General features: G+C 40.5%; 20 protein-coding genes. 5 read left to right on the forward strand and 15 right to left on the reverse strand.

Annotated elements, in window-relative coordinates; all coding sequences use genetic code 11:
• Window positions 1–2 precede the first annotated feature (2 nt).
• The 3 genes from Q4567_RS14275 to Q4567_RS14285 form a co-directional block, all read right to left on the reverse strand.
• Entirely contained in the window at window positions 3–812 is an 810-nt protein-coding gene (locus Q4567_RS14275; protein WP_216047087.1) for a MotA/TolQ/ExbB proton channel family protein, read from the reverse strand.
• Entirely contained in the window at window positions 809–1,108 is a 300-nt protein-coding gene (locus Q4567_RS14280) for an FHA domain-containing protein (RefSeq protein ID WP_216047088.1), read from the reverse strand. Before Q4567_RS14280 ends, Q4567_RS14275 begins: the two co-directional genes overlap by 4 nt.
• 256 nt (window positions 1,109–1,364) lie before the next feature.
• The gene (locus tag Q4567_RS14285) at window positions 1,365–2,762 is read right to left on the reverse strand and encodes an MFS transporter (protein WP_216047089.1); all 1,398 of its coding nucleotides are present in this window, start codon (window positions 2,760–2,762) and stop codon (window positions 1,365–1,367) included.
• Window positions 2,763–3,099: 337 nt separating this feature from the next.
• Between Q4567_RS14285 and Q4567_RS14290 the strand changes: the two genes are divergently transcribed.
• Together Q4567_RS14290 and Q4567_RS14295 are read left to right on the forward strand one after the other, a co-directional pair.
• Window positions 3,100–3,789 carry a VIT family protein gene (locus Q4567_RS14290; RefSeq protein ID WP_216047090.1) on the forward strand — a complete coding sequence of 230 codons (690 nt, stop codon included), beginning with the start codon at window positions 3,100–3,102 and terminating at the stop codon, window positions 3,787–3,789.
• 120 nt (window positions 3,790–3,909) lie between these two features.
• Window positions 3,910–4,440 carry a DUF3750 domain-containing protein gene (locus Q4567_RS14295; RefSeq protein WP_216047091.1) on the forward strand — a complete coding sequence of 177 codons (531 nt, stop codon included), beginning with the start codon at window positions 3,910–3,912 and terminating at the stop codon, window positions 4,438–4,440.
• 22 nt (window positions 4,441–4,462) lie between these two features.
• Here Q4567_RS14295 and Q4567_RS14300 read toward each other — a convergent pair whose 3' ends face one another.
• The 3 genes from Q4567_RS14300 to Q4567_RS14310 form a co-directional block, all read right to left on the reverse strand.
• The gene (locus tag Q4567_RS14300) at window positions 4,463–6,610 is read right to left on the reverse strand and encodes an ATP-binding protein (RefSeq protein WP_303500828.1); all 2,148 of its coding nucleotides are present in this window, start codon (window positions 6,608–6,610) and stop codon (window positions 4,463–4,465) included.
• 248 nt (window positions 6,611–6,858) lie between these two features.
• Window positions 6,859–8,088 carry a sodium:proton antiporter NhaD gene (gene nhaD, locus Q4567_RS14305; RefSeq protein ID WP_216047250.1) on the reverse strand — a complete coding sequence of 410 codons (1,230 nt, stop codon included), beginning with the start codon at window positions 8,086–8,088 and terminating at the stop codon, window positions 6,859–6,861.
• Between the two features lie 126 nt (window positions 8,089–8,214).
• Window positions 8,215–8,751: a hypothetical protein gene (locus tag Q4567_RS14310; RefSeq protein WP_216047093.1), complete on the reverse strand. Its 537-nt coding sequence runs from the start codon at window positions 8,749–8,751 to the stop codon at window positions 8,215–8,217.
• Between the two features lie 128 nt (window positions 8,752–8,879).
• On the opposite strand from Q4567_RS14310, the gene Q4567_RS14315 reads away from it, so the two are divergent.
• A complete protein-coding gene (locus Q4567_RS14315) occupies window positions 8,880–9,728 on the forward strand; it encodes a ferredoxin--NADP reductase (protein ID WP_354667859.1) in 849 nt (282 codons plus the stop codon).
• An 85-nt stretch (window positions 9,729–9,813) separates the two neighbouring features.
• Here the strand turns inward: Q4567_RS14315 and Q4567_RS14320 are convergent, their stop codons facing one another.
• The 8 genes from Q4567_RS14320 to Q4567_RS14355 all read right to left on the reverse strand — a co-directional run bounded on the left by Q4567_RS14320 (window position 9,814) and on the right by Q4567_RS14355 (window position 20,721).
• Window positions 9,814–11,193, reverse strand: coding sequence for a lyase family protein (locus tag Q4567_RS14320; protein WP_216047095.1), 1,380 nt, complete (start codon window positions 11,191–11,193; stop codon window positions 9,814–9,816).
• A 15-nt stretch (window positions 11,194–11,208) separates the two neighbouring features.
• Window positions 11,209–11,550 carry a hypothetical protein gene (locus tag Q4567_RS14325; RefSeq protein WP_216047096.1) on the reverse strand — a complete coding sequence of 114 codons (342 nt, stop codon included), beginning with the start codon at window positions 11,548–11,550 and terminating at the stop codon, window positions 11,209–11,211.
• A gap of 605 nt (window positions 11,551–12,155) precedes the next feature.
• Window positions 12,156–12,587 (reverse strand): hypothetical protein, encoded by a 432-nt coding sequence (locus Q4567_RS14330; protein WP_216047097.1) that lies wholly within the window; start codon window positions 12,585–12,587, stop codon window positions 12,156–12,158.
• A gap of 191 nt (window positions 12,588–12,778) precedes the next feature.
• On the reverse strand, window positions 12,779–13,345 hold the full coding sequence (locus tag Q4567_RS14335; RefSeq protein WP_303500829.1) for an ankyrin repeat domain-containing protein: 567 nt from the start codon (window positions 13,343–13,345) through the stop codon (window positions 12,779–12,781).
• 66 nt (window positions 13,346–13,411) lie between these two features.
• Window positions 13,412–15,007 (reverse strand): catalase, encoded by a 1,596-nt coding sequence (locus tag Q4567_RS14340; RefSeq protein ID WP_303500830.1) that lies wholly within the window; start codon window positions 15,005–15,007, stop codon window positions 13,412–13,414.
• Between the two features lie 106 nt (window positions 15,008–15,113).
• Window positions 15,114–16,385, reverse strand: coding sequence for an alanine racemase (locus Q4567_RS14345; protein ID WP_303500831.1), 1,272 nt, complete (start codon window positions 16,383–16,385; stop codon window positions 15,114–15,116).
• A gap of 87 nt (window positions 16,386–16,472) precedes the next feature.
• Complete coding sequence (amt, locus tag Q4567_RS14350; protein WP_303500832.1) at window positions 16,473–19,517, reverse strand: ammonium transporter; 3,045 nt, start codon at window positions 19,515–19,517, stop codon at window positions 16,473–16,475.
• A gap of 262 nt (window positions 19,518–19,779) precedes the next feature.
• The gene (locus Q4567_RS14355) at window positions 19,780–20,721 is read right to left on the reverse strand and encodes a hydrogen peroxide-inducible genes activator (RefSeq protein WP_216047102.1); all 942 of its coding nucleotides are present in this window, start codon (window positions 20,719–20,721) and stop codon (window positions 19,780–19,782) included.
• 168 nt (window positions 20,722–20,889) lie between these two features.
• Between Q4567_RS14355 and Q4567_RS14360 the strand changes: the two genes are divergently transcribed.
• Together Q4567_RS14360 and Q4567_RS14365 are read left to right on the forward strand one after the other, a co-directional pair.
• Window positions 20,890–21,534, forward strand: coding sequence for a carbonic anhydrase (locus tag Q4567_RS14360; RefSeq protein ID WP_216047103.1), 645 nt, complete (start codon window positions 20,890–20,892; stop codon window positions 21,532–21,534).
• Between the two features lie 19 nt (window positions 21,535–21,553).
• A complete protein-coding gene (locus Q4567_RS14365) occupies window positions 21,554–23,203 on the forward strand; it encodes a SulP family inorganic anion transporter (RefSeq protein WP_303500833.1) in 1,650 nt (549 codons plus the stop codon).
• Window positions 23,204–23,286: 83 nt separating this feature from the next.
• Here Q4567_RS14365 and glyA read toward each other — a convergent pair whose 3' ends face one another.
• Window positions 23,287–24,540 carry a serine hydroxymethyltransferase gene (gene glyA / locus Q4567_RS14370; RefSeq protein ID WP_303500834.1) on the reverse strand — a complete coding sequence of 418 codons (1,254 nt, stop codon included), beginning with the start codon at window positions 24,538–24,540 and terminating at the stop codon, window positions 23,287–23,289.
• Window positions 24,541–24,601 lie beyond the last annotated feature (61 nt).

A 24,601-nucleotide genomic window follows, 5' to 3' on the forward strand; every position in this document is an offset into this window, starting at 1 on the left:
TTTTAATCTGCCGCGATTAAGCGGTTTACTAATCTGTCTAAACAATACTGGCCAACCAGATTTAACGCTTTTTCTTCTCGTCCTTGGGCCAGATGCATAAAAAATACTAACGCCGCAGACATAATTAGCGCTAATAATGTTGTATTGAAAGCTACGCCAAGCTTAATAGTGATGACGGCAACCCACCCTTTGATCGCATCAGAATCGGATAATGGTGGCATATCACCCGCACTGGACAATGCCATTGCGATACCTATCACGGTGCCAATAAAGCCTAATGTAGGAATAAGCCAAACTAAGTAACGCACCATGGTGTACTTTAAATCGACTTCGTGTTGCATTAACTCCAAAGAGGAATTCATAAGATTGTTAGCTTGTTCAGTGCTGCGGGAAAGTTGAAACTGTAAAATAATTCGTTTAATTAAGCGTTGCAGGTAAAAACGACTGCCAAGGTTATCAGCTTTAATAGCTTGATATATTGGACCTAAGTCTTTGGGTCGATAAAGAGCATCTTCATCATCACTGATTAAACCGCGGTTTATTTGATTTATTTCTTGGGTTGCCCTTTGCCAGCGTACCCAAATCTCGCCAGCACAAACAAAGAAAAACACCCACATTACATTCTGAATAGTAAAGGGATAAGAAGGACCACTGCGGTCAAAAAGAATATCAGCTAAGCGCATTTCTGTGCTGATTTCCGGCTGCTTATCGGTCAGTACAAAGCCGATAATAATGATTACTAAAGCAATGAAAGACATTGCCAGTAACACAACCAGACGATAGTAAGATTCTTCTTTCTCCAAACTGGTCATATACCACGGCTCCTGCTCTTAATTTGATATGCGATCATGATTTCCATTATGCGAAGTTTCGTCTCACCAACCACGATATAATCGTTGGCGCTTAACGTCACTGCGTCAAATTGAAGCCATTGACTCCCTTCCCAATAAAATGATCCATATGATGAGCCACAATCTCTGACTTCAATAAAGTCTAGACTATTGATTCTTAGTTGTAAGTGGTTACGAGAAACACTGGGATCATTAATATGAACGTCATTTGTTTGCGCGCAACGACCCACACTTATGACAGTGTCACTAGTAAACATACGAAAAATGCTGCATTTTTAAGCAATGAATATTGGGTTCCGAATTTAATACTAGCGGTAGTTGAAAAGTCGAACAAGCTTTAATTTTAAGGAAAACAACATTTAGTGATAGAAAGATGATTTAACTTATTTTCCTTATAAGACAAAGATATAAGAATTTAAGACAGCATAATATGAGGTTGGGAAAGAATTTTACGCTTAACATTAAGAGGTTAATTTGCGAGTTCAAGCAAACTAATTCTGGGCATAATTTAGATTAACCAGATGCCGATGAATTAGTCTGCCGTTCTGCCTTCCCACGAAATCCAGATAGAAAGGTAGCGATAATCACACTGACCAAGGAAATGTAAAAAGCAGTCGATAAAGTGTTCATTAAGGCAGGTGTTTGCTCAGCAACAATTTTATTATCCCCGAGATAATAGTGAACTAACAAATTAACCGAACTCATTCCCAAAAGGTTACCTATTGTTCGAGCAAGATTCAAAGATGCGGAGGCAACGCCTAACTCTCTATCTTGCACAGCGCCCATAATGGCATTGTTGTTGGGTGAGGAAAACAAACCGAAACCAATGCCAATTAATAATAAAGAACCTCCAATATAAGTTGTCCCCGTAGCCGTTGTCATTTGTGAAAGCACCAAAAAACCACAAGCGACTATTGCACATCCTATAGTCGCTAAAAATCGAGGTTGGATTTTGTCGGACAGTCGACCAGACATTGGCGCTAATATAGCCATTGCGAATGCTTGTAATAACAATATTTGACCGGCTTCTGCTGGACCGTAGCCTTGCACGACTTGTAAATACAGGCTCAGCAAAAACGCCAATGGAAAATTACTGCCGTACATCAATAATGACGTCGTCAGCGACATTGAGAAAACCCTGCTCTCTCGAAACATTTGAACGCGAATTAACGGTGTATGGTGTCGACTCTGGTGATAAACAAAAAAGATCATAGTGATGACCGACAAAATCAACAATAAAAAGCCATACAGTTTTGGAACAGAGCTAAAGCCGAAAACTAAAGAAGCTGAAGACACCGCAAAAATGAAACTTCCGCGCCAATCAAATGAAGCGACTTCGTCATTTTTCCACTCTCCTTTCAAGCCCCACTTAATTAACAACAACAAAAACAGGATTAACGGAACTTGAAATAAAAATACAGCCCGCCAACTCCAAATCTCGGTAAGCAAGCCGCCAATAGCTGGTGCTAGGGTTAGGCCAATATAAACACAGGCAGCGGCCAAACCAAGGGCCGCTCCGCGTTTATGAGAAGGGGTAACAGAGGTGAGAATCGCGACCCCAGTGCCAAAAATCATCGCCGAAGCAGCACCTTGAGCAAAGCGCCAAAATAACACCCATTCAATTTGTTGCCCCAGGGCGCACATTAGCGAAGTAAAGGCATTCAATGCTAAGCCAATGGTATAAATTCGCTTCCTACCGTAATTATCTGCCAACTTGCCAAACGGCAGCATAAAAACCACGCTGCTGAGTAGGAATAGGGTTGGCAACCAACTCACCATCTTAGCGTTTGCGTGCAAATCGGCGGCTAAATTGGGGATAGCGACATTCACAGATGCCATTCCTAATGGACCAATAAAAGAACCGAGACATACAACAATAAGGGCGACAGTGGTTACCGGAAGCTTTTTCAAAAAAGTAAAATACCTGCTAATAAAAATTGTAAAAAGATCATACTGATCAACCGTGAGTTGTACAGTGATTCTAAGATCCAATTGATATAATGCCTTAGTTTACAATATAGCCACGGCAATCTTCAGCATCTATTTAATTTCAATGTTAAAGAATTGCTCTGTGCACTATTTATCTAAACAACCAATATACGATGTCTAACGACATTCCCAGCCTGAGAATAAATGACGATAACAAGTTATCGGTTGTTGGCGCGGCCTTCTAATTGCAATATCATTGTCTGCAATACTTTTACAATTCGCTTTCGAATTACCGACCAGATGTAGAGATAAATTTCTTATGGACTATAACCATGAACATAAAGCAGACCGAATTGGTTGGATTAGGGCCGTTGTTTTAGGCGCAAATGATGGCATAGTCTCCACCGCAAGTTTGATCGTCGGCATAGCAGCTTCGCAAGTTGCACCAGAGCATTTGTTTATTGTCGGCTTGGCAGCGCTAGTGGCGGGGGCAATGTCTATGGCTGCAGGCGAATTTGTATCTGTGAGTTCACAAACGGATATTGAACATGCAGAAATTTCATTAGAGCAAAAACACATTGATAGAAACTGGGCAGCTGAAGAACAAGAATTGGCTAACATCTATATAGAACGTGGTTTAGAAGATGATTTGGCTATGCAAGTTGCCAAGCAACTCATGGCTAAAGACGCCATTGGAAGTCATGTTAGGGATGAGCTAGGGATTACCGAACAGTCTCAAGGTAACCCTTTTCAAGCCGCTTTGTTCTCGGCATTGTCTTTTACTGCCGGAGCGCTTTTACCACTAGTGACAGTGCTACTGGTGAGTGGTCCTTTGTTAATCCCTTCGATAGTGATTGTGTCGTTATTGTCTTTGGTATTGTTAGGCAGTTTGTCGGCTAATATTGGTGGAGCTTCCATATTAAAAGGTTCACTACGGGTATTAATCTGGGGCTCGTTAGCCATGGCTGTGTCTATTGGTGTTGGTTACGTCTTCCAAGTATCAGGATAACAACTATCAAACGAAACCGAGATAGTACTTGAGTAAAAAAACCATAAAACGCTATTGATTTGAAAATACGCGTGGCTAATTAAAACACATGCGGCATGCTTAAATCGCAAAAGGTATTAAATGAAACAAGTCATATTAGTGGTATTTATTTGTGTGTTGATAAACGCCTGTTCAAATAATAGTTGGCGTACTGCAAGCAGAGAGTCTGCTGGAATTGCTCCGAACCCACAGCTCAATAAGAATGCCGTAATAGAAGTTTACGCAGCAGACGCATATAGCTGGAGAGGCTGGTTTGCGGTACATACTTGGATTGCCATTAAACCAGAAAATGCAGCAGATTATACGGTTTATGAAGTGGTGGGATGGCGTGTCAAAAGTGGGCTTCCTGCATTGCGAGAATACCAAACGCCTACCCCAGATCGATTTTGGTATGGAGCAAAACCGGAAAAGTTACTGTCAATTCAAGGTGAAAAGGCCAGTGCCTTGATCCCCCAAGTTTCTGCTGCTGTTAGCCGCTATCCTTGGGCAAATGAATACACGGTTTTTCCAGGTCCAAATAGTAACACCTTTCCTGCATGGGTTGCTTTGCAAGTACCTGAATTGGAACTGACCATGCCATTTAACGCCATTGGCAGTGGGTATGCTGATTAATCAACTAAATGGAAGGATTGTATTATACCTGTTCGCTGAGCATACTGGGTTGCATATATAGTTGAACAATTTCTAACAATGCCTGTCGAGAAAAGGGTTTTCCAAGATGGGCGGTAAAACCAATTTCTTTATAATAAGCCACTTCTTCAGCAAACACATTAGCAGTTAAAGCAATAACTGGTAAATCAACCCACTTTTCATTTTGACGCAAAATTTTGAGCGCGCTACAGCCGTCTAAAACCGGCATCTGCACATCCATTAAAACTAAATCAAAATCTTCTTCAAGCAATATGTCTAGTGATTCTTGACCGTTGTTTGCTACTGTCACCTGAGCCTCACTTTGCTCTAGAATACTTTTAGCAACTTCTTGATTAATCGCATTGTCTTCCACCAATAAAATACGTTTGTTGGCGAGGTTTTGTTTGAAGTTAGGTCTAGCAATATTGACCCGTCGTTCTTTCGCTAAAGGCAATTGCAACATAAAACTGAATTCGGTCCCCTTAGCTATCTCACTTCTTACGATTATGCTAGAGCCCATGGCTTCAACTAATTGTTTAACAATGGAAAGCCCTAGTCCTGTACCACCGTATTTCCTTGTGATGCTCTCATCCACTTGTGTAAACTTATTAAACAACTTGGGAATAGACTTGGTTTCAATTCCAACACCAGTATCAGTTACTAATATTTTCACTTTAGCTTGATCGTCACTGGTTACTATCTTGACTAATACATCAACTTTACCAATATGTGTGAACTTCACAGCATTAGAACTCAGGTTCATTAATATCTGCATGACACGAGTAGGATCGCCCATAAGGGTAACATTCTGTTTGCCTAATATTTGTGTATTAAACTTGATATTTTTTGATGTTGCCTGACTCGAAAATAAGTTTTCGACTTGCAATAGAATGTCTTCAAAACAAAAGTGATGATTTTCTAATTTAAAGTGGCCAGCTTCAATTTTAGATAAATCAAGTACGTCATTAACGATTTGTAACAACAGTTTTGCAGAAAAATTTGCTCGGGATAAATATTCCGTTTGTTGTTTGTTCAAATCCGTATGTAAACACAAATCCAACAACCCTAAAACACCATTGATTGGGGTGCGAATTTCGTGTGACATATTAGCTAAAAATTGCGACTTAGTTTTGCTTGCCTTCTCAGCGATTTCCCTGGCCCGTTCAGCTTTAAGCTCTAAATTTTTACTTTCCGTAATATCATGGTAGGAAGTGAGTACCCCAATTAGGTCTTGTTTTTTAGACTGAAGCGCTAAATGAGTCACTTCTTTAAACTTGAATTTATTACCTCTACTGACTTCTTTTTCTTGGTACTGGATACTTTTTTCATTACCATAGATGATTCGTCTATCTAAATTTACGAGCTTTTTGGCTTGTTTTTCATCTGCGATATCAAAGTCTGTTTTTCCTTTCAATTGATTAATATGTTCAATCTTTGAGTCTTCCAAAAACGCTTGATTTGCTCCTAGATATCTTAGTTGTTTATCCTTCCATGATATGCCGTAAGGTAGGTGATTTATGACGGTTTGAAAGATAGCCTCTGAACGTTCAATTTTACTACTTTGAGAATCAATAGTGATCTGCTTATCTAGCAGCAAAGACTGTAAATAATGTAAAAAGTGTTGGATCAAAAACAACGCAATACTAATAATAAATGCATAAGTCAGTAATGATGTAACCCACGCAGAAACACTTAAACCGTAAACGCTTTGTTCTACACTAAACTCAAAAGCATTTAGCCAAACCAGTTCCATATAATAAAATAACACCAAGCCGCCAGAAATTGCGATTGCGACAGCGACCCCCATACTTAACATCAAACTACTAAAAATAGCGGCGGCAAAAATAAGATATATGCCGTTGCCTGACAAACCAAAAGTATGGATCCCTACCACCCCCATTATAAAAAACAGGGACGTAATCAAACCAGCTTTAATAGTGTTTGAGAAGCGATGACGAAACAGATAAAAAGCCACTAACACACAGGTGCTGACAATATGAACCCACATAGCGGGGAGAAAACCAATTGTGGGAATGCGTGATAAGGAACCAGCCAAGGCAACGCCAGCGAAAGCAATAGTAGCGATCAACACAGTGTTTGTTAGTTTCTCACGAATGTGTTCAAGCGAATTTTCTTGAGATTCTAAAGGCATGTAGATTCGTTAGTTTTTATAATAATGGGATAAAACCGTGTTGAATCGAATAGAGCATTAAAACCCTGTCTGCAACTAAAGTGTATTAGACTTTTGTATAATAGCAAATAAGTCACTCCCTATCAGAAGTACTTAATTGCTTGGAGGTGGGGATGTATAGCGCGGCGCAGTTAGAAGGGGGAACCTCACTCATACAACGAGGTCATAATTTATTATGAAGTCCCCTTCCCTGTCTTAACTCAAGATATTTATACATTCACCAGACACAAAGCGTACCCAACACTATAAGCAACCAATAAATGTACGATATATTTACTGTAGCTGACGAACGTTAGCTCTTTTACTCGACTCATGGCTACTATCCCTGCGGCGGAACCAATCACCAACATTGATCCTCCCACACCTACGGCATAAGTAAGCGATAACCATTGAATATTGGTTAATTCAGGCTGGGCTTTAAGTAAGGCTGCGGTCAAGGGCACGTTATCTAAAAAGGCTGATAAAATTCCAACCAAATAATTCGAATAATCAGGGTCCAACATAAAGTAGATATTTGTCATCCAGACTAACACGCCAATTTCTTTGAGCGACCCGACTATCAATAATATTCCTAGAAAGAACATTAAAGTATCAAACTGAATTTTGCGCACGTAGTCCAATAAATGAATTTCGTACTTAAATTTATTCACCATACCGCCGATCATAAACATCACCGATAAGCCTAATAAAAAGGTCAAAACAGGGGGTATCGCAAACAGTAAATTAAATAGCATGGTGCAACATATAGTGCCAAAAAATAATCCGGCAATAACAAAGTCTAGCGACTTAAATTTTTCACTGCCGATAGTTGCTTCAACTCGGCGGTTTTTACCAAAACTCATCAGTAATGCAAGCACAACCACACCTGATATAGCAGGTAAAATCAAACCTAATAGTTCGACAATAGATACGTGTTTTTCACTGAATATCATCAGAGTTGTGACATCTCCGGTAATCAGTACCACTCCACCAGAATTCACCGCAAATATAATTAACACACAGAGTTTTACTTTTTCTGGCACTTCCAACTTAAACGCCAGAATAATGCTAATCGACACTAAGGTAGCGGTGATGTTGTCGCACAGCATGGATAAAACCAATGCAAAAAGTGCCACTAATAAGGTCAGCTTTCTTAATGACAATTCACCTGGCAATAGTCGATTAACCATAGCACCAATCAGGCCCCTGGCATTTAAATACGCAACAAAGGTCATGGTAGCCATTAAAAACAGCCACAATTTTGCTATCTCTAATAAATTCTCATTTAATGCACTTTCTATTTCAGCTTGGCCTGAACCATGGCCTCGAATGAACAACAAGCACCACACTAAACATCCTAAAAACAGGGTGGTTTTTGCTTTATTGATGTGAGTAATTTCTTCAAAAACGATGGTCAGTAAAGCCAAAATAGCCAAACCGATAATGGTGATTTCAAACATATCGAACATGATGTGCGTTCCAGAATACTAAAAGTAGAAAATGGATCCCGTTGCAGGACACAAATTTGAGGTCAGAATTATAGCCTAAAAAACGTTATTCCTGCCATATAAAGGTGCAACTGGTTTTTATTTTTTTGTGAAATTTTCAGCAATCAAGTCAACAAGAAAGATGATTTTGCTGTTTGAGAGCTGGCGGTAATCAAAATACGGGCACACAATTAAGCGTCTGTGCAGATCAATTGCAAATTCTGGATTAATCCATTCAAGGGTGTTGGGTAGGCTCAACGATTTAGCGTAAGTCCGACCCATTACAATGTGTAACTTATTGGTTTGTTGAAATTTGGGAGGTGAAAACCAGAGTGCGGTTTTGCTGCGGGACTGCAACAGTTCCTGATCACGATATTGCTGCCAGCTAGCATAAGCATCATTGAATTCAAAACATTTATTCGGTAAAGCGTATAGCAACTTAGCATACACGTTAAACACCTTGCGCCAACCGTTACCACAGGCTTGACCCAGGGCATAAATCTCGCCTTTTTTAAGGGGATAAACTGCTCGCTGATTATGTTCAAAACCAAAGGTTGGGCGATTCTGAATGTACACGTTAACATCCGCGTTTTCATCACCCAACCCGTTAATTTCGTTAAAATCTTTGTTTGTCATGAGACCTAATAGTGAAGCTAATAATCCAAGTAGATAGGGATGATTCTACTTCAATAATATAAAAGATAAATTAATTTCATCCGCTAACGATAATGATTCGTAATAGCATTTGCATCTTTTCACGAACAATGGGATACTTAAACAATCTTGTAGTAGGAGAATTATCTTTGCGAAATCTGGTTAAAGAGCAAGTGACCCACGTTCATCATTGGAACGACAGTTTATTTACGTTTAAAACAACCCGTCAGAAATCCTTAACCTTTGAAAACGGACAATTCATCATGATTGGCTTAGAGGTAGAAGGTAAACCCTTGATGCGCGCATATAGTATTGCCAGTGCAAATTATGAAGATGAGTTAGAGTTTTTCAGTATTAAAGTACCTGACGGTGCACTGACATCTAAACTGCAAATGATACAAACTGGTGACGAAGTAATGTTAAGTACAAGACCCACAGGCACCTTAGTCAGTGGTTATTTGATGCCTGGCAAACACCTTTATTTGCTCTGTACAGGCACAGGATTAGCGCCTTTTATGAGTATTATTCGAGATCCAGACATTTACGAACAATTTGATAAAATCATTTTGGTCCATGGTGTGCGCGAAGTTTCCGAGTTGGCCTATCAAACTGAAATTGAATATGACTTACCTAACAACCCGTATTTTGGTGATTTAGTGAAGCAAAAGTTACTTTACTACCCTACTGTTACCCGCGAAAAGTACCAATACAACAGTTTGAAAACTGAAGATGGGCTCAAACCACATCAGGGCAGAATTACCGATTTATTAGCGACCAATGAACTCACCCAAAACCTAAATATGCCTAACGTCAACCCAGACAATGATCGATTCATGATGTGCGGTAATGATGCTATGTTGCAGGACTTAATGCAGATGTTAAATCAACAAGGTTTTACAAAAGCCACGTCCCGCAAGCAAGGTCATTATGTTATTGAGCAAGCGTTTATTGAAAAATAAGCCTTGTTATTTTTACTTTCATGGGATCGCAAGACAATACAAGTAACCACCAGCACTAGACTTTTCTTGTCGTGCTGGCTTTTTACTATGATTCATTTTTGGTAAGTTTCATAGGATCAAGTAATTCGCTTAATTTGGCTCTTGGAATATCGGTATTTTCCGCTGCTACATCAATGATCGGCCGTTTTTCTTTGTATGCTTGCTTCGCTATTTCAGCGGCTTTTGAGTAGCCGATAATAGGGTTTAAAGCTGTGACTAAAATCGGGTTTTTGTGTAATGGCTTTTCTAGGTTCTCGTGATTCACTTCGAAATCACGAATCGCATTATCGGCCAGAGACATTGCCGCATTGGATAATAACTCTATGCTAGACAACAGATTTAGCGCAATCATAGGCAACATTACATTCAATTCAAAATTCCCTGATTGACCTCCAACCGTTATTGCTGCGTCATTGCCTATTACCTGTGCAGATACCATGGCAACAGCTTCAGGTATAACCGGATTGACTTTACCTGGCATAATTGAAGAGCCAGGTTGCAATGCAGGTAACGCAATCTCGCCAAGCCCAGCTAAAGGTCCGGAGTTCATCCAGCGTAAATCGTTAGCAATTTTCATAAAAGTAACGGCTATAGATTTGCTTAAACCCGACAAACTCACGGCGGTATCTTGAGCAGCTATACCAGCAAAAAAATTGTCTGTTTTAACAAAGGAAATTCCCGTATCTTGGCTTAAAATTTTCGAAAATTCGTCGGCGAAACCGGAATGGGAATTGATTCCAGTACCAACCGCAGTGCCACCTAGCACAAGGGATTGAATAGCATTTTGTAGACTATTTAAATGGCTAATTTGTTGCCTAATCTGCGCTGACCAAGCAGACATGCTCTGGTCCATTCGAATTGGCATCGCATCCATCAAATGGGTACGGCCTGTTTTACAATAACCGCTTAATGTTGCCGACTTTTCATCTATGCTTTTAGCTAAATGAATTAAAGAAGGTTTTAACTTTTTGTGAATCGCCAAAGAAGCGCTGACATGGATACAAGTAGGGATCACATCATTGCTGCTTTGACCAAAGTTAACGTGATCATTGGGATGAATCCGCAGGTCAGATTGCTTCGACGCTAGGTTGGCAATAACTTCATTGGCATTCATGTTAGTGCTGGTGCCTGATCCAGTTTGATACACATCAACAGGAAAATGCAGCATAAGATTGTTGTCTTTTAATAAGGTAGCGCATGCTTGCTTAATTGCATCCGCAGTCTCCTGCTCGATACCTTTAAGATTCGCGTTTGCAGTTGCTGCAGCTGATTTTATTTGGATAAGTGAGCGGATAAATGCTTCAGGCATAGGAGTGTGACTTATCTTAAAGTTATTAACCGCTCTTTGAGTTTGCGCGCCGTACAGGGCATTTTGAGGAACTTCAAGCTCGCCCATGCTATCTTTTTCGATTCGAAACTTAGTCATCTTAATCCCCTACTTCTATAAAAAATACGTTCCTAACAAAGACAGTTCATACTTGAAGTGTCGCGTTTGCGCTTTTTGTTGTTCATTATGATCATATCGCTCCACTTTATTCAGTGGTTGATAAATATTATCTAAACACAAATAACGCCATTGAAAACTTATATTAGTATCACAAATTGTATCTAATAAGGTGCGAAGAACCCGATTTAAAATAGCTCTCTTTATTGTATCATTTTGTTCATCTTCTAAACGCTGGTTGGCCATATCTAAATATTGATAAAGTGCATGAGGGTTATTCGGTTGTAAACCATGGCGAATGGTTAACTCAAGCGATCCGAATGCTAATGTTTGATTCACAGAGCCCCCTAAACAATGAAATTTCAATGTAACAACCCAAATGATAATAATTCCCATTATCATTATGCTATGAGTACTTGTCAACCTTGTTAAACGGTATGGTCAATTCAACCTGCAAAAGGATGTTTTGATACATGAGCGAATTAATCAGTAAATTAGAAAACTAAAAAAGTCCAAATGCTATTGATAATGATTTTCATTTGATATATTGTGGTTCTGCCTGGAATCGTTAAGTTTCACTGGTCCTGGCTTAACGCTACCACACGGGTAGGCATTTTCTCCAAGGTGCCTACCCACCTCCCTATAGCTCGTGAGCGCTATGAACTGCGCGGTCAGAACAGTTGAAACAGTTTGTTAGCGTCCAAATCGAATTAGCTGAATATTCCGAGAAAATCACGCCATTGTTTTACACGTTTATTTTTGAAAATAGATGGCCAAGCAAATATATCAATAAACGATGTAGAAGGTTTTAGAAGGCAATGCATGGAATCGGCTTAGTCAGAGGTGTAAATTGTGAGCAACCAAGCCTGTAGATTAAGCAATGTGTTCAGAGCATGAAGTTACAAAGCGCTCAGCCTTTTAATAATAAGTAGATAGACACACCTTTAACAATACATGCGACGATTGCGCTCGATTTCACGTAGGTATTGATGTTTTTCGAATATCAATGGTGCTAATCCAGAGTAGTTCCAGTATCCCCCTTTGTCGGCTTTATTTTTATCATCTCGATAGGGATTCACCCAGCGATGCCAGATAACATATTCCTGACCAACGTCCTGCTGACAAAAAATATCAACGGTTAAGAACCAGCACATAGGTTCTCCACATGTACAGACATAAGGCACCGCACTATCGGCGGAATCTAAATGATTGATTCCCAGCCCCGGTTGATAAGTACCAGCAATGCGCCCAGCAAAAGGTTTTTCAAAGTCAGTGATGGTTTCTAAATAAGAGTTACCATCAACAAGTAGATCAAAACTCGGGCTTCCGTAATCATTACCGAAATAAGCCAAACCAAAGGTATTTACTATTGCCATCGTTCTACACTGCTGAAAAGAGTAAACCGATTAAATACGCATTTAGAAACGAGGTCAAATCGCAGTCGACATAACCTTTTTAATCCATACTGGCCGGCTTTAATTTAGCTTTTCTCGTCAGCATTCTCGTCAACATTTTTGGTAAATTTTATGTCAGGGATATTATTAAACTTAGTGAACTACTCTTGCATTTATGGTTTAGATGGTTTGAATTTGTCAGCTAAAGTTTGATTGCCTTGACTTGCAGCAATGTCGCTTAAACTACGACTATTGCTATCCTTTAAGTCCACATTAGCACCTTGTGCTATGAGTTCTTCAATAATCTCTTGTCGGTCAAATAAGGTAGCAAACATCAATGCTGTTTGACCATTTTGATTGGCTTGATCAACTTCACAGTCCAGCCCCATCAAAGATTTAGCAATGCGAAAATTGCCCTTGAATATAGCGCCCATTAACGCAGTATTTCCTTTAATGTCTTCTTGGCATGGATTGATATCCTCTACACTGAGTAAATAGTTAACGGTTTCAGTTTGGCCATTGTAGGCAGATAAAATCAATGCAGTATAACCTTTTTCGTTAGCGATATTGACTGATAGACCGGCATTGTAAAAGGTCGATAGTAATTCAATATCACCGTTTCTAGCAGCATCAAAATAAAGCTTTTTAAGTTGATTGCTTCGTTCACTTTTATGGGCAAATGATGGATTAGACCCGAATACAACAAGCATAATCAAACAGACATGAATCAAGGTTTTCATAACTCTTTCCTTCAAAAGCCACTGCCTGGTTTAACAGGCAGTGGCGGGTTTTATGCAGCGAATCAATTAAAACAACTTGCTTAATTTAAGGGCAATCTTCTCACCTTCAGCAGCCAAGGCTTGTTGCTCGGCCATTAGCGCTTTAGCTCTGGCTTTCACTTTACTCAAGTTAGTACCTGAACGTTTCGCGATAGCGGTGCCGTAATCTTTATCTGCGTTGTACATAAATGCACTGATATTGATTCGAACTAGCTCTTTATCAGATGTTGCTAATGCGCCGCCTAATACTTCAATAAGCCTTGCTTGTTCGTCTTTAGTAAATGAACGATACAAATCACCAGCTTGTCTAAAGTTTAATTGCTTGTAAAAAGGTATTTGTTGATAGCTTCCTAACAAAGGCATGGTTGAATACTTGTATTTTGTATCTTCTGCTAAATCAATGTACTCACTTGGCTGATAATTAACCTCACGCTGGGTATTGGTAGGACGCAATTTACCGTGTTGCATGTGGTTGTTTATAGCCACATTTTTAGGTGCGTTAATCGGAATACGGTAAGAGTTCACGCCTAAACGGTAACGCTGGGTATCTGCATAGGCAAACACTCTACCTTGTAATAATCTATCTTCTGATGGCTCGATACCTGGAATCACATTACTTGGCGCAAAAGCAGCTTGCTCAGTTTCTTCAAAAAAGTTATCAGGCACTCTATTTAGCACCATTCTGCCAACTTTACGCAGCGGCAATTTGTCTTCAGGCCAAATTTTAGTGGCATCTAGTGGGTTGAAATCAAAGTTGTTTACGTCTTTTGGAGACAATACTTGAATATATAAGTCCCAAGAAGCGGTTTCACCTTTTTCACCAATACGTGTATAAACATCTGTGGTATGAGGCTGCATATCTTGACCTTGTACGGTCGAAGCTTCTTTGTAAGTGAAGTTCTTTACACCTTGGTTGGTTTTCCAAGTAAATTTCACATAGTTCATTTCACCTTTAGCATTCACAAATTTATACGCATGAACACTAGATCCGTCCATATTTAGGTAACTCTTTGGTGTGCCGTAGTCAGAAAACAACATGGTGAGCATTTGGGTTGATTCTGGTACATGAGAAAAGAAATCGAACACTCTTGATGCTTTTTGCACATTGTCATAGGGCGATGGTTTTAAACTATGAACCATATCTGGAAACTTAATCGCATCGCGAATAAAGAAGATCGGGAAGTTGTTACCGACTAAATCCCAGTTACCTTGCTCTGTGTAAAACTTCACAGCGAATCCACGAGGATCACGCAATGTTTCAGGAGATTGATGACCGTGAATTACCGCCGAAAAACGCGTAAATACTTCAGTATTTTTACCTTTTTCTTGAAATGGGGCCGCCATGGTTAAATCGGATAAATCGGCGTAATTTTCGTAGTAACCATGAATACCAGTACCGCGGGCATGCACTACTCTTTCAGGAACACGCTCTCTATCAAAGGCTGCCAACTTTTCAATTAGGTGACTGTCTTGGAGTAATACGCCGCCCCAAGGTCCAGCTGTTTGAGAGTTTTGGTTGTCACCGATAGGCGCACCGTTTTGTCTTGTCATGGTTGTTTCAGCAAGCGCGCTAACCGATAACAAGATCAAACTTGATAGGGTTATTAATTTTTTCATTTTCATTTTACATCCTATTTATCTACAACATGGGAAGCCCCAATAGAGTGCTAGGATAAAAACTCGGTGAAAATTAGTACATTTGATAAAAACGAAGTCTAGATTCTATTTTTTAGAACCAAGCTTGGATGGCATCAATGACGTTATACTGCCCATCAACTATTAACATTTTTCGCCATTTATCGAAGGTGGTACATGGGTGAGAAATGCCAACAGCAACCATATCTCCGGGCGCTAAACTGTCATCAATAGGTACCCTTAAAAAACAATGTTGATCATTAATTCGGGTTATTTGGTAATTTGTGTGATCAATAGGGGTTATCTTCGAAGATAATTTCGATTTGGCATACAAGGGTTTTGGCAATCCTTTGTCATAGGAAAAATCTCGTTTGCCTGCACCTAAAATAACGACTCCGGGTTCTGGTTGAGACAACACATAACACCAAACTTCAATTGCCGACTCAGAAGCAGGCAAAGTCAGTTGCGCGCTGCCTAACCTGTCATCAATAGCCATGGAGGCCTTTTCGTAGACGCCAGAGTCACTGAATAAGTAACACCCACTTCTAAGCACAATTTTTGCGTCATACTCGTGTTGCAAACGGGCAAATGTTAGCGCACACATATCGTAGTATTCAGAACCACCAATACTGATAATCAACGACTGCGCAGGCACTATGGTTTGCTGTTCTATAAATGCACAGATGGTGCTATCAAGTAAGCTCAAAAAGTCCTGAACGCTACTCTGTTTTTGCTCATCAGAGCCCTCAAAAACGGCTTCATACGCGCTGAAGCCGGCAATTTCCCATTGATTAGTGTAAATGGCCTCGATTAACGTTTTAGCCGTAGCGGCTTCTCGTACGCCGCACCGTCCACCATAAGCCCCTAATTCGATTAGTAATTTTAGCCGACCACGGTTTTTTATATTCGCCGCTTTTAACAATTCGAAAGCATCTAAAGAATCGATAAAAAGGTACATAATTAAATCAGGGTATTCTGCCAGTAGTAACTCAACCTCTTTGATATTTGCTCGGCCAACTAACTGATTGGCAAATATTATATGTTTGGCCCCCATCTGTGCAGCTAACCTTGAATTGGTCACGTTTGCCACCGTTAAACCCCATACACCATCGGCTAACTGCTCAAAAATCAACTCAGGACTCATGGTCGTTTTGATATGTGGAGCAAGCAACAAATCGTTGCGCTCAAGCCATTGATTCATCCGCAGACTATTTTGTAGCAACGCATGTTTTTTAATTATTGCACAAGGCAGAGGCAAATCTTCTTGCAGAATATTCCAGCCTGCATTGGCTATTTGTTCACGACTAAACTGTTGTGCGTGAAAAGGTATTCCCTTAAATAGCGGTTTCGGTTGGTAAGAGTCCATTAGCGTCCTTTGAATTTCAACGTTACTAAATGAATGTTAAGGGTGAGTAATTATTCTATGTTTAAGCTCTATAGATGTTAATCAAGGTCAGTTCAACTGGGAATTTAATAATTTAAATACAGCATCTGCCCCTTGAGGTTGATGGAATAGATACCCTTGGTATAGATCGCAGCCCATATTTTGCAAAGTGTTAAATTGAGAATGCGTTTCTACCCCTTCGGCAACCGTCATCAAATTTAGGCTTTTGGCTAAATTAATAATGGTAGCGCAAATCTCTGCGTCTTCGGTTTTAGAGTCACACTCATGGACAAAAGAGCGGTCTATTTTCAGAATATCTAGCGGCAATTTTTTGAGGTAGCTTAGGGAAGAATATCCTGTGCCAAAATCGTCAATGGAGACTTTAATGTGAAGGCCTTTTAATTCCTTCAAAATGGCGATGCAACTCTGTATATCTTGAATCAAGATACCTTCAGTAATTTCAAATTCGAGCAGTTCACCGGGTATTGAAAACTGCTTTAGCAGTTGTTTAATGTGACGAATAAAATCCTCAGCAACTAATTGGCGACCTGAGATATTGATAGCAACAGGCACCACATTCGAATTATGGTCGAGCCAATAACGTAGTTGTTCAAGGACTTTAGTCATCATAATTTCACCAATTTGCACAATCAAATTACTTTGTTCGGCAATCGGGATAAATTCGTTCGGGGATATTTCATCCGAACCTTTTTGCTGCCATCGAATCAAGGCTTCTAATGATAATATCTCACCATCTGCTTTAACTTTCGGCTGATAAACAACACTGAATTCATCTTGTTCGATGGCTTGTCCAATTTTTCTTTCAAAGCTCATCTCTTGTTGTGCTTTTTGTCCCATTTTTTCAGTGTACAACTTGAAATTATCACGGCCATAAAATTTTGCGTTGTACATGGCAATATCCGCTCTTTGGATTAATTCCTCTGTGCCCAGTTCGCCATTGGTAGATACTGCAACACCAACACTAGTGGCAATTTGATAGTTTTTACCATTCAAGGTAATAGGTTCTCGCATGATAGACAGAATTCGCTGCGCTTTTTCAGTGATTAATTGTTGATTCAGCTCCCCGGTCATAACCACGATAAATTCGTCACCACCAAGGCGCGCAATAATATCTTCCTCACGACAAATTTCTTTTAAGCGATTGGCCACCTGACACAATAGGTAGTCACCGGCTTTGTGCCCCAAGGTATCGTTAATCTTTTTAAATTTATCCAAATCTAAAAAGAATAGCGCAATAACCCCCATGTGTTTTTTCGCTTTTGCCACTTGGTAATTTAATTCAGTGATCAAATGGGTGCGATTAGATAAATGGGTTAACGGGTCGTGATATGCCAAAAAATTTAATCTAGCTTGAATTTTTTGTTGTTTGGTGACGTCTCTTATATGCAGAGTAAATTCATTAATAAGACTATTATTTAATTTACTACTTGTAATAGTCACTTCAGCGGGAAACGTTTGCCCTGCGGCCCGCTTTAACTCTATTTCACTGCGCCGGTTAAGTACTAAGCCATTCGCTGAGACAAACTGCAGTTTTAAGCTCTCACTAAACTCCACTATATCTTTATCTAGCGCAAAACTATTAATAAAACTTTGCCCCATGACTTCGGCTTTCAAGCAGCCAAATGTTCTCTCTGCTGCAGGGTTAAACTCAATAATGTTTCCCTGCCAGTCAATAGAGACAATACAATCCATTGATGAATCTAGAATGGCACTCTTACGCCTTTCACTTATCTTAAACTGATTTATTGCCTTTTCACGCTGGGTCATCTCTTTTGACACTTTACTGATGACTTCGTTATATTTGCGCGCTATTTGACCTACTTCGGTAAATGGTTCTTCTTTTACTTGAAGGGTGAAATCGCCTTTATTTTGATGATTTTGCATATCATCCAGCAAATCTATTAATTCAGTGGAAGCTTTATGTTCACTGATATTCAGGCCACTAAGTTCATGTTCTCTGGTTACTCTTAATGGCGATATTTTATTCAAAATTAAGAGTATGAAATAACAGCTTAAAAAACTAAATAAGCCAATCACCACTACCCCCAAAAGTTGAATTGTGAGCTGAGACATAAATGATAAGCCAGTACCTAACTTAGCTTGTTCGCCAAAAAAGGCGACCGCCAGAGTTCCCCAAATGCCGGCAAATAGGTGAGTAGGAATAACGTTTAAGGCATCATCAACTTTAAGCAAGTCCATTAATTTAGAACCGTAATGCACGACTATACCTGCTACAACACCTATTATTGCGGCGTCCACAGGTGCTACCGCATGACAACTCGCCGTTATCGCGACTAAACCGGCAATAATGCCATTTAAGCTCGCCCCCATATCCACATATTTTTTGGTTCGCAAATGAATAAATGTGGCTGTTAACCCACCCCACATAGCAGCAAGACAGGTGTTCAGAATGATATAAGGAACTTGCTCATCAAATTTCAAAGTACTGCCGCCATTGAACCCAAACCATCCAAACCAAATAAGTAAGGTTCCCATGGCAGCCAAAGGTAAATTGCTACCTGAAGGAAATTTGCTATTTGCTTTAAACCTGTCGATTCTTGGCCCAACAATTAAGACGCTGGCCAAAGCGACCCACCCACCTACCGAATGCACCACCGTTGAGCCAGCAAAATCCACAAATCCCAAAGATTCAAGCCAGCCTCGATTATCAGGATTGTATACACCAGCCCAAGCCCAATGCCCTACAAAAGGGTAAATTAGCCCGCTTAAAATCAACGTGATATACATATAGCTGGAAAACCGAGCGCGCTCAGCAATAGCACCAGACGTTAAAGTCGCTGCGGTGCTACAGAACATCATTTGAAATAAGAAGAAGGTGATTTGAAAAGAAGTATTCCCCTCGCCAAAAGCAAAGTCGCCAGTTCCCGCCCATCCTCCTAGACTTGGACCAAACATAATACCAAAGCCAAACAACCAAAAAATACTAGCGGATACAATGAAGTCACCAATATTTTTTGCAGCAACATTTATACTATTTTTGCTGCGCGTTCTGCCGCTTTCTAGACACAAAAATCCTGCTTGCATTAAAAACACAAACATCGCTGACAAGAGCAGCCAAAAATTATCAGACAACCGATGACCCTAAAAGTAGTATATTTCAGTTAGTAAACGGTCGCTTTTGCAAGAACTATTCCCGCTATATTCCCTTAGCAAAGTCCCATTTAATGCGGTTAAACTGCAATACACCACCAAAACTGTGCAACCAGTGTTCAAGTTTTGTGCATTACATCCAAATTAGTGCGCAACAAGATGCGAGAGAATTTCACGTATTTTAAGATTATCGAAAACTGACTGAACAGGTAATTTTTGAAGACTGCCAAGTTAGCCAATACTGTCACTTTTTGACGTAGACCGCATTGGCGAGTTTTTCAGCAACAATCTCTCTAAAAAATTGCCCAAGTTCGCGAAAGAATACCCGACCTGGCGCGGTATTTCGCCAAATCAAATGTTGCACACGAGTAATTGGCGTGTCTAACAACTCACACACATGAAGTTCATTTGGACGATGTAATTCAGAGTGCACATATAGCCCAGGTAAAAAAGCGACACCCACTCCCATCACGACCATTTGTCTGAGCGTATCTAAACTTGTGCCCTCGTAATCCCGATACATCTGTGCACCAATTTGAGCACAAATAGTTTGAACTTGATGATGGAAGTGATGGTGACCTTCTAACGTCAGCACCTTTTCACCTTGCACATCAGAGGGTTTTACAAACTCTTGACCTGCCAAAGGATGATCTCCAGGCATGACCAACTTTAGCGGTTCTGTAAATAGCTCAGAAACGATGAATTGCGTGGATTCATGAGTTGACGGTGATATAATTAGGTCGTATTGGCCGTTAAGTAAACCTTCTTCCAACTGTTGCGGAAACTCTTCTCGCACGTAGAATTTTAATTGACTAAAACGCCGATGTAATTCAGGCAATACAAATGGTAACAAATAGGGTCCCAACGTAGGCGGAACGCCCAAGCGATAGGTAGTTGAGGCTCCATCAATGAGTTCACGTGCAGTGTCGTTAAAACGTTGACCTGCGCGTAAAACCTCTTCTGCAAGCGCAAGTAAAGTATTCCCCTGAGGGGTCAGTAAAGTGCCGCTTCGATTGCGTTCAAATAAACTCAAGTTCATGTTTTTTTCAAGGGTTTGAACTTGTGTGGTTAAAGTAGGTTGACTGATTCCCAACGATTGTGCAGCGCGTCGAAAACTCAAACTTTTGGCGACTGCCACAAAGTATTTTAGTTGATTTATGGAGGGATATTTATTGTCTGTAGTCATTTTGTAACCTGTTGGTATTAATGAGTTCTCATGGAGTTCTCTTAGAGATCACTGATAGCAAAAAGCTATCGCGACAACAAGTATACTTCTATCTGTCTATCAGGTAAAACTAAAAACGTTGTTCAATTCGTAACAAGTATTTTTAAACATTTTATAGGAGTGACTTTCATGGACCACGTAATTTCTGGTGTTGCTAAATTTCAAAAAGAAGTCTTTCCTGATAAGAAAGCAACTTTTAAAAAGTTAGCGAATGGGCAAAACCCTGAAGTATTATTTATTACCTGCGCCGATTCGCGCATTGATCCAAATCTATTAACTCAAACTGAACCTGGTGAACTTTTCATTTGTCGTAATGCGGGCAACATTGTCCCTCCTCACAGCAATGTCACCGGCGGAATAACCGCATCCATTGAATTTGCAGTAGCAGCGTTAGGTGTTTCACATATTATCGTCTGTGGACACTCTGATTGTGGCGCAATGAAAGGTGCTTTGTACCCTGAAAAACTTGATGGATTACCCCACGTAAAAGAATGGTTATCCCATAGTCGCTGTGCGTCGGAAATAGTCAAAGAAAAATATGGCAGCCTATGTATGGACCATTTGGAAAAGTTAACTGAAGAGAATGTAGTACAACAATTACAACATCTTCGTACTCACCCATCTGTTGCGGCCAAGTTAGCCACCGGTCAAGTGAAACTGCACGGCTGGGTTTACAATATCGAAAGCGGTCAAGTCCTTAGTTATGATCCACAAAGCGCTAAGTTTACACCATTGGGCCAGACACAAACCGAAGCCAAATTGTCTATAGCGTAAAGACATACAGGGTACTTATATGAAACTAGATTTATCCAATTTGAAGGGTGATATTACCGGCGGTCTTACCGCTGGTATTGTTGCTCTTCCACTAGCTTTAGCCTTAGGTGTCGCCTCAGGTTTAGGGCCAATGGCAGGCCTTTATGGTGCTATTGCCTTAGGCTTTTTTGCCGCCCTGTTTGGTGGAACACCTTCACAAATATCAGGTCCAACGGGTCCGATGGTAGTAGTGTTAGCGGGTCTTTTTGCCAGTTTATCTGGTGATGCTGCGTTAATTTTTACGGCTGTTATGTTAGCTGGCCTTTTCCAAATTGTGTTTGGTTTATTAGGGGTCGGTCAATACATTCGATTGGTTCCCTACCCGGTAATTTCTGGTTTTATGACTGGAATTGGCGCAATTATTATTATTCTCCAGCTCGGTCGACTGTTGGGGCATGAGCCTCCAAGCGGGACTATTGGTGCATTAAGCTATATTCCGACAGCTTTGGCAGACATTAACATTGCCACTTTGATATTAGGTATAGGTACCTTACTCATCGCTTACAAATGGCCGCCAACTTTAGGTAAATACATACCTGGACCATTAGCGGCACTGGTAATTGGAACGCTAGCAAGCTTTGCTTTTTCCAACGTACCAGCACTAGGTAATATCCCTACCGGACTACCGAGTTTGCATCTGCCGGTTTACGAACAAAGCCAATTCTTTCTAATCTTAGAAGCCGCTTTCATACTTGCTATTTTGGGGGCCATAGACAGCTTGTTAACCTCTTTGGTGGCTGACAACATGACTCGTACTCGCCATGACAGTAAAAAAGAACTTATTGGTCAAGGTATAGGTAATACGGTTGCTGGCTTAATTGGTGGTATTGCTGGTGCTGGCGCAACAATGCGTACTGTTGTAAATATCAGAACCGGTGGTAAAACCCGAATCTCTGGGATGGTTCACTCCCTTGTATTACTTGCTGTAGTGCTAGGATTAAGCCCACTTGCCGCGAGTATCCCCCATGCAGTTTTAGCTGGGTTATTGGTGAAAGTAGGTCTGGATATTATTGATTGGAGTTACCTAAAACGAGCTCATAATGGTCCTCGTTGGGACTTTGCATTGATGATTCTTGTATTGGGCCTAACTGTATTTGTTGACCTTGTCACAGCTGTGGGTGTGGGTGTTGTATTGGCGGCATTGGCATTTGTTCGTCAAATCGCTCAAATACAGATCGAAGATTTAAAGAAAATCCCCGACACGCTGAACGACCCTAAAGAAAATGCGCTACTTAAACAAGCTGACGGTAGAGTAAGTATCTTTAGTTTCGGCGGACCGCTTAGCTTTGGTGCTGCGGCCGATGTTGGACACCATGTGCGTGACAAAGTAAAACCAGGTTCACAGGTATTAATCATGGACTTTACCCGAGTCCCCACAGTTGATGTATCCGCGGGGATGGCAGTTGAAACGGTTGCCACCGATGCTAAAAGTGCTGGTAGAAAGTTGATTATTTGTGGTGCTAATGATGCGATTAAAAAGGTGTTGAAAGGAATTAATGCCGCGCAAACAGACGTTGAGTCTTTTGATAATTTGCTGGGCGCATTGGAATATGCAGTCGAAATTATTAATAAAGACCCCAACTCACCTAAAGCGTTATCTAATTCTACAAAGTTAGCAGGAGCTCAATAGGCTGACAGCAGGATAATTAGACTTAACCTTAAAGGTAAATAATAGAAAAGCGCTGCATCCTTTGGATCCAGCGCTTTTTTTGTTTATCCGTATACCGGAAATTTAGCGGTAAGTTGAGCAACGTTAGCCTTAACTTTTTCGCTTATGCTAGCGTCTTCAGGATTATCTAATAAATCACATATCCAATTTGCCAAATCGGTTACGTGCTCAACTTTAAACCCTCTAGAGGTCACTGCCGGCGTACCAATGCGAATTCCACTGGTCACAAAAGGTGATTGTGGATCATTGGGCACGGTATTTTTGTTAACGGTTATGTTCACCGAACCAAGCAACGCGTCAGCTTCTTTTCCTGTCATTCCTCGGGCAATTAAATCCACTAAAAATAAATGATTGTCAGTGCCACCAGAAACCACACCATAACCACGCTTTAAGAAAACATCAGCCATCGCCCGCGCATTATCAATCACTTGTTGTTGGTAAGTCGTAAATTCAGGGGCTAACGCTTCTTTGAACGCTACTGCTTTTGCGGCAATTACGTGCATTAATGGGCCACCTTGAATACCGGGGAAAATTAAAGAGTTAAACTTCTTTTCCAGTTCAGGGTTTGACTTACACACTATTAAGCCACCACGGGGGCCACGAAGGGTTTTATGAGTAGTAGTAGTAACTACGTCTGCGATTGGCACAGGATTAGGATACAGACCCGCTGCAACCAAACCTGCCACATGGGCCATGTCTACAAACAAGTAGGCACCAACGCTTTGTGCGATATCTTTGAATTTCTGCCAGTCAACCACACGGGAATAAGCAGAAAATCCTGCAACAATCATTTTAGGTTGATGCTCTTGCGCCAATTCAGCCACTTGTTGATAGTCAATTTCACCGCTGTCAGTATTTAAACCATATTGGATCGCGTTATATAACTTTCCAGAAAAATTCGGTTTTGCACCGTGGGTCAAATGACCACCGTGATCCAGACTTAAACCTAAAATTGTATCGCCGGGCTTAAGTAGTGCCATGTAAACAGCGGCATTTGCTTGCGAACCAGAATGCGGTTGTACATTCGCGTAGTCTGCTGCAAATAGTTGTTTAGCACGCTCGATTGCTAACGTTTCCGCTTTGTCGGCAAATTCACATCCACCGTAATAACGTTTGCCAGGATAGCCTTCAGCATATTTATTGGTTAACACGCTACCTTGTGCTTCCATCACCGCTTTACTTGTATAGTTTTCTGAAGCTATCAATTCGATATGCGCTTCTTGTCGTTTTTCTTCATCTTCGATTACATCGAAAATCTCAGGGTCTACAGCTTTTAACGGGTTATTTAGTTGCATCATTATATGTCCATTGCCTTTCCAGAAACTCTATGCTAGAACTACACAGGCAATAAATAAAATT

The organism is Aliiglaciecola sp. 2_MG-2023 (assembly GCF_030548145.1).
GTDB lineage: Bacteria > Pseudomonadota > Gammaproteobacteria > Enterobacterales > Alteromonadaceae > Aliiglaciecola > Aliiglaciecola lipolytica_A.

Coding starts and splice junctions, on each gene's coding strand:
- Q4567_RS14275 (WP_216047087.1), bottom strand. CDS start 812: ATGACCAGTTTGGAGAAAGAAGAATCTTACTATCGTCTGGTTGTGTTA.
- Q4567_RS14280 (WP_216047088.1), bottom strand. CDS start 1,108: ATGTTTACTAGTGACACTGTCATAAGTGTGGGTCGTTGCGCGCAAACA.
- Q4567_RS14290 (WP_216047090.1), top strand. CDS start 3,100: ATGGACTATAACCATGAACATAAAGCAGACCGAATTGGTTGGATTAGG.
- Q4567_RS14295 (WP_216047091.1), top strand. CDS start 3,910: ATGAAACAAGTCATATTAGTGGTATTTATTTGTGTGTTGATAAACGCC.
- Q4567_RS14300 (WP_303500828.1), bottom strand. CDS start 6,610: ATGCCTTTAGAATCTCAAGAAAATTCGCTTGAACACATTCGTGAGAAA.
- nhaD (WP_216047250.1), bottom strand. CDS start 8,088: ATGTTTGAAATCACCATTATCGGTTTGGCTATTTTGGCTTTACTGACC.
- Q4567_RS14310 (WP_216047093.1), bottom strand. CDS start 8,751: ATGACAAACAAAGATTTTAACGAAATTAACGGGTTGGGTGATGAAAAC.
- Q4567_RS14315 (WP_354667859.1), top strand. CDS start 8,880: ATGGGATACTTAAACAATCTTGTAGTAGGAGAATTATCTTTGCGAAAT.
- Q4567_RS14320 (WP_216047095.1), bottom strand. CDS start 11,193: ATGACTAAGTTTCGAATCGAAAAAGATAGCATGGGCGAGCTTGAAGTT.
- Q4567_RS14330 (WP_216047097.1), bottom strand. CDS start 12,587: ATGGCAATAGTAAATACCTTTGGTTTGGCTTATTTCGGTAATGATTAC.
- Q4567_RS14335 (WP_303500829.1), bottom strand. CDS start 13,345: ATGAAAACCTTGATTCATGTCTGTTTGATTATGCTTGTTGTATTCGGG.
- Q4567_RS14340 (WP_303500830.1), bottom strand. CDS start 15,007: ATGAAAATGAAAAAATTAATAACCCTATCAAGTTTGATCTTGTTATCG.
- Q4567_RS14345 (WP_303500831.1), bottom strand. CDS start 16,385: ATGGACTCTTACCAACCGAAACCGCTATTTAAGGGAATACCTTTTCAC.
- Q4567_RS14355 (WP_216047102.1), bottom strand. CDS start 20,721: ATGACTACAGACAATAAATATCCCTCCATAAATCAACTAAAATACTTT.
- Q4567_RS14360 (WP_216047103.1), top strand. CDS start 20,890: ATGGACCACGTAATTTCTGGTGTTGCTAAATTTCAAAAAGAAGTCTTT.
- Q4567_RS14365 (WP_303500833.1), top strand. CDS start 21,554: ATGAAACTAGATTTATCCAATTTGAAGGGTGATATTACCGGCGGTCTT.
- glyA (WP_303500834.1), bottom strand. CDS start 24,540: ATGATGCAACTAAATAACCCGTTAAAAGCTGTAGACCCTGAGATTTTC.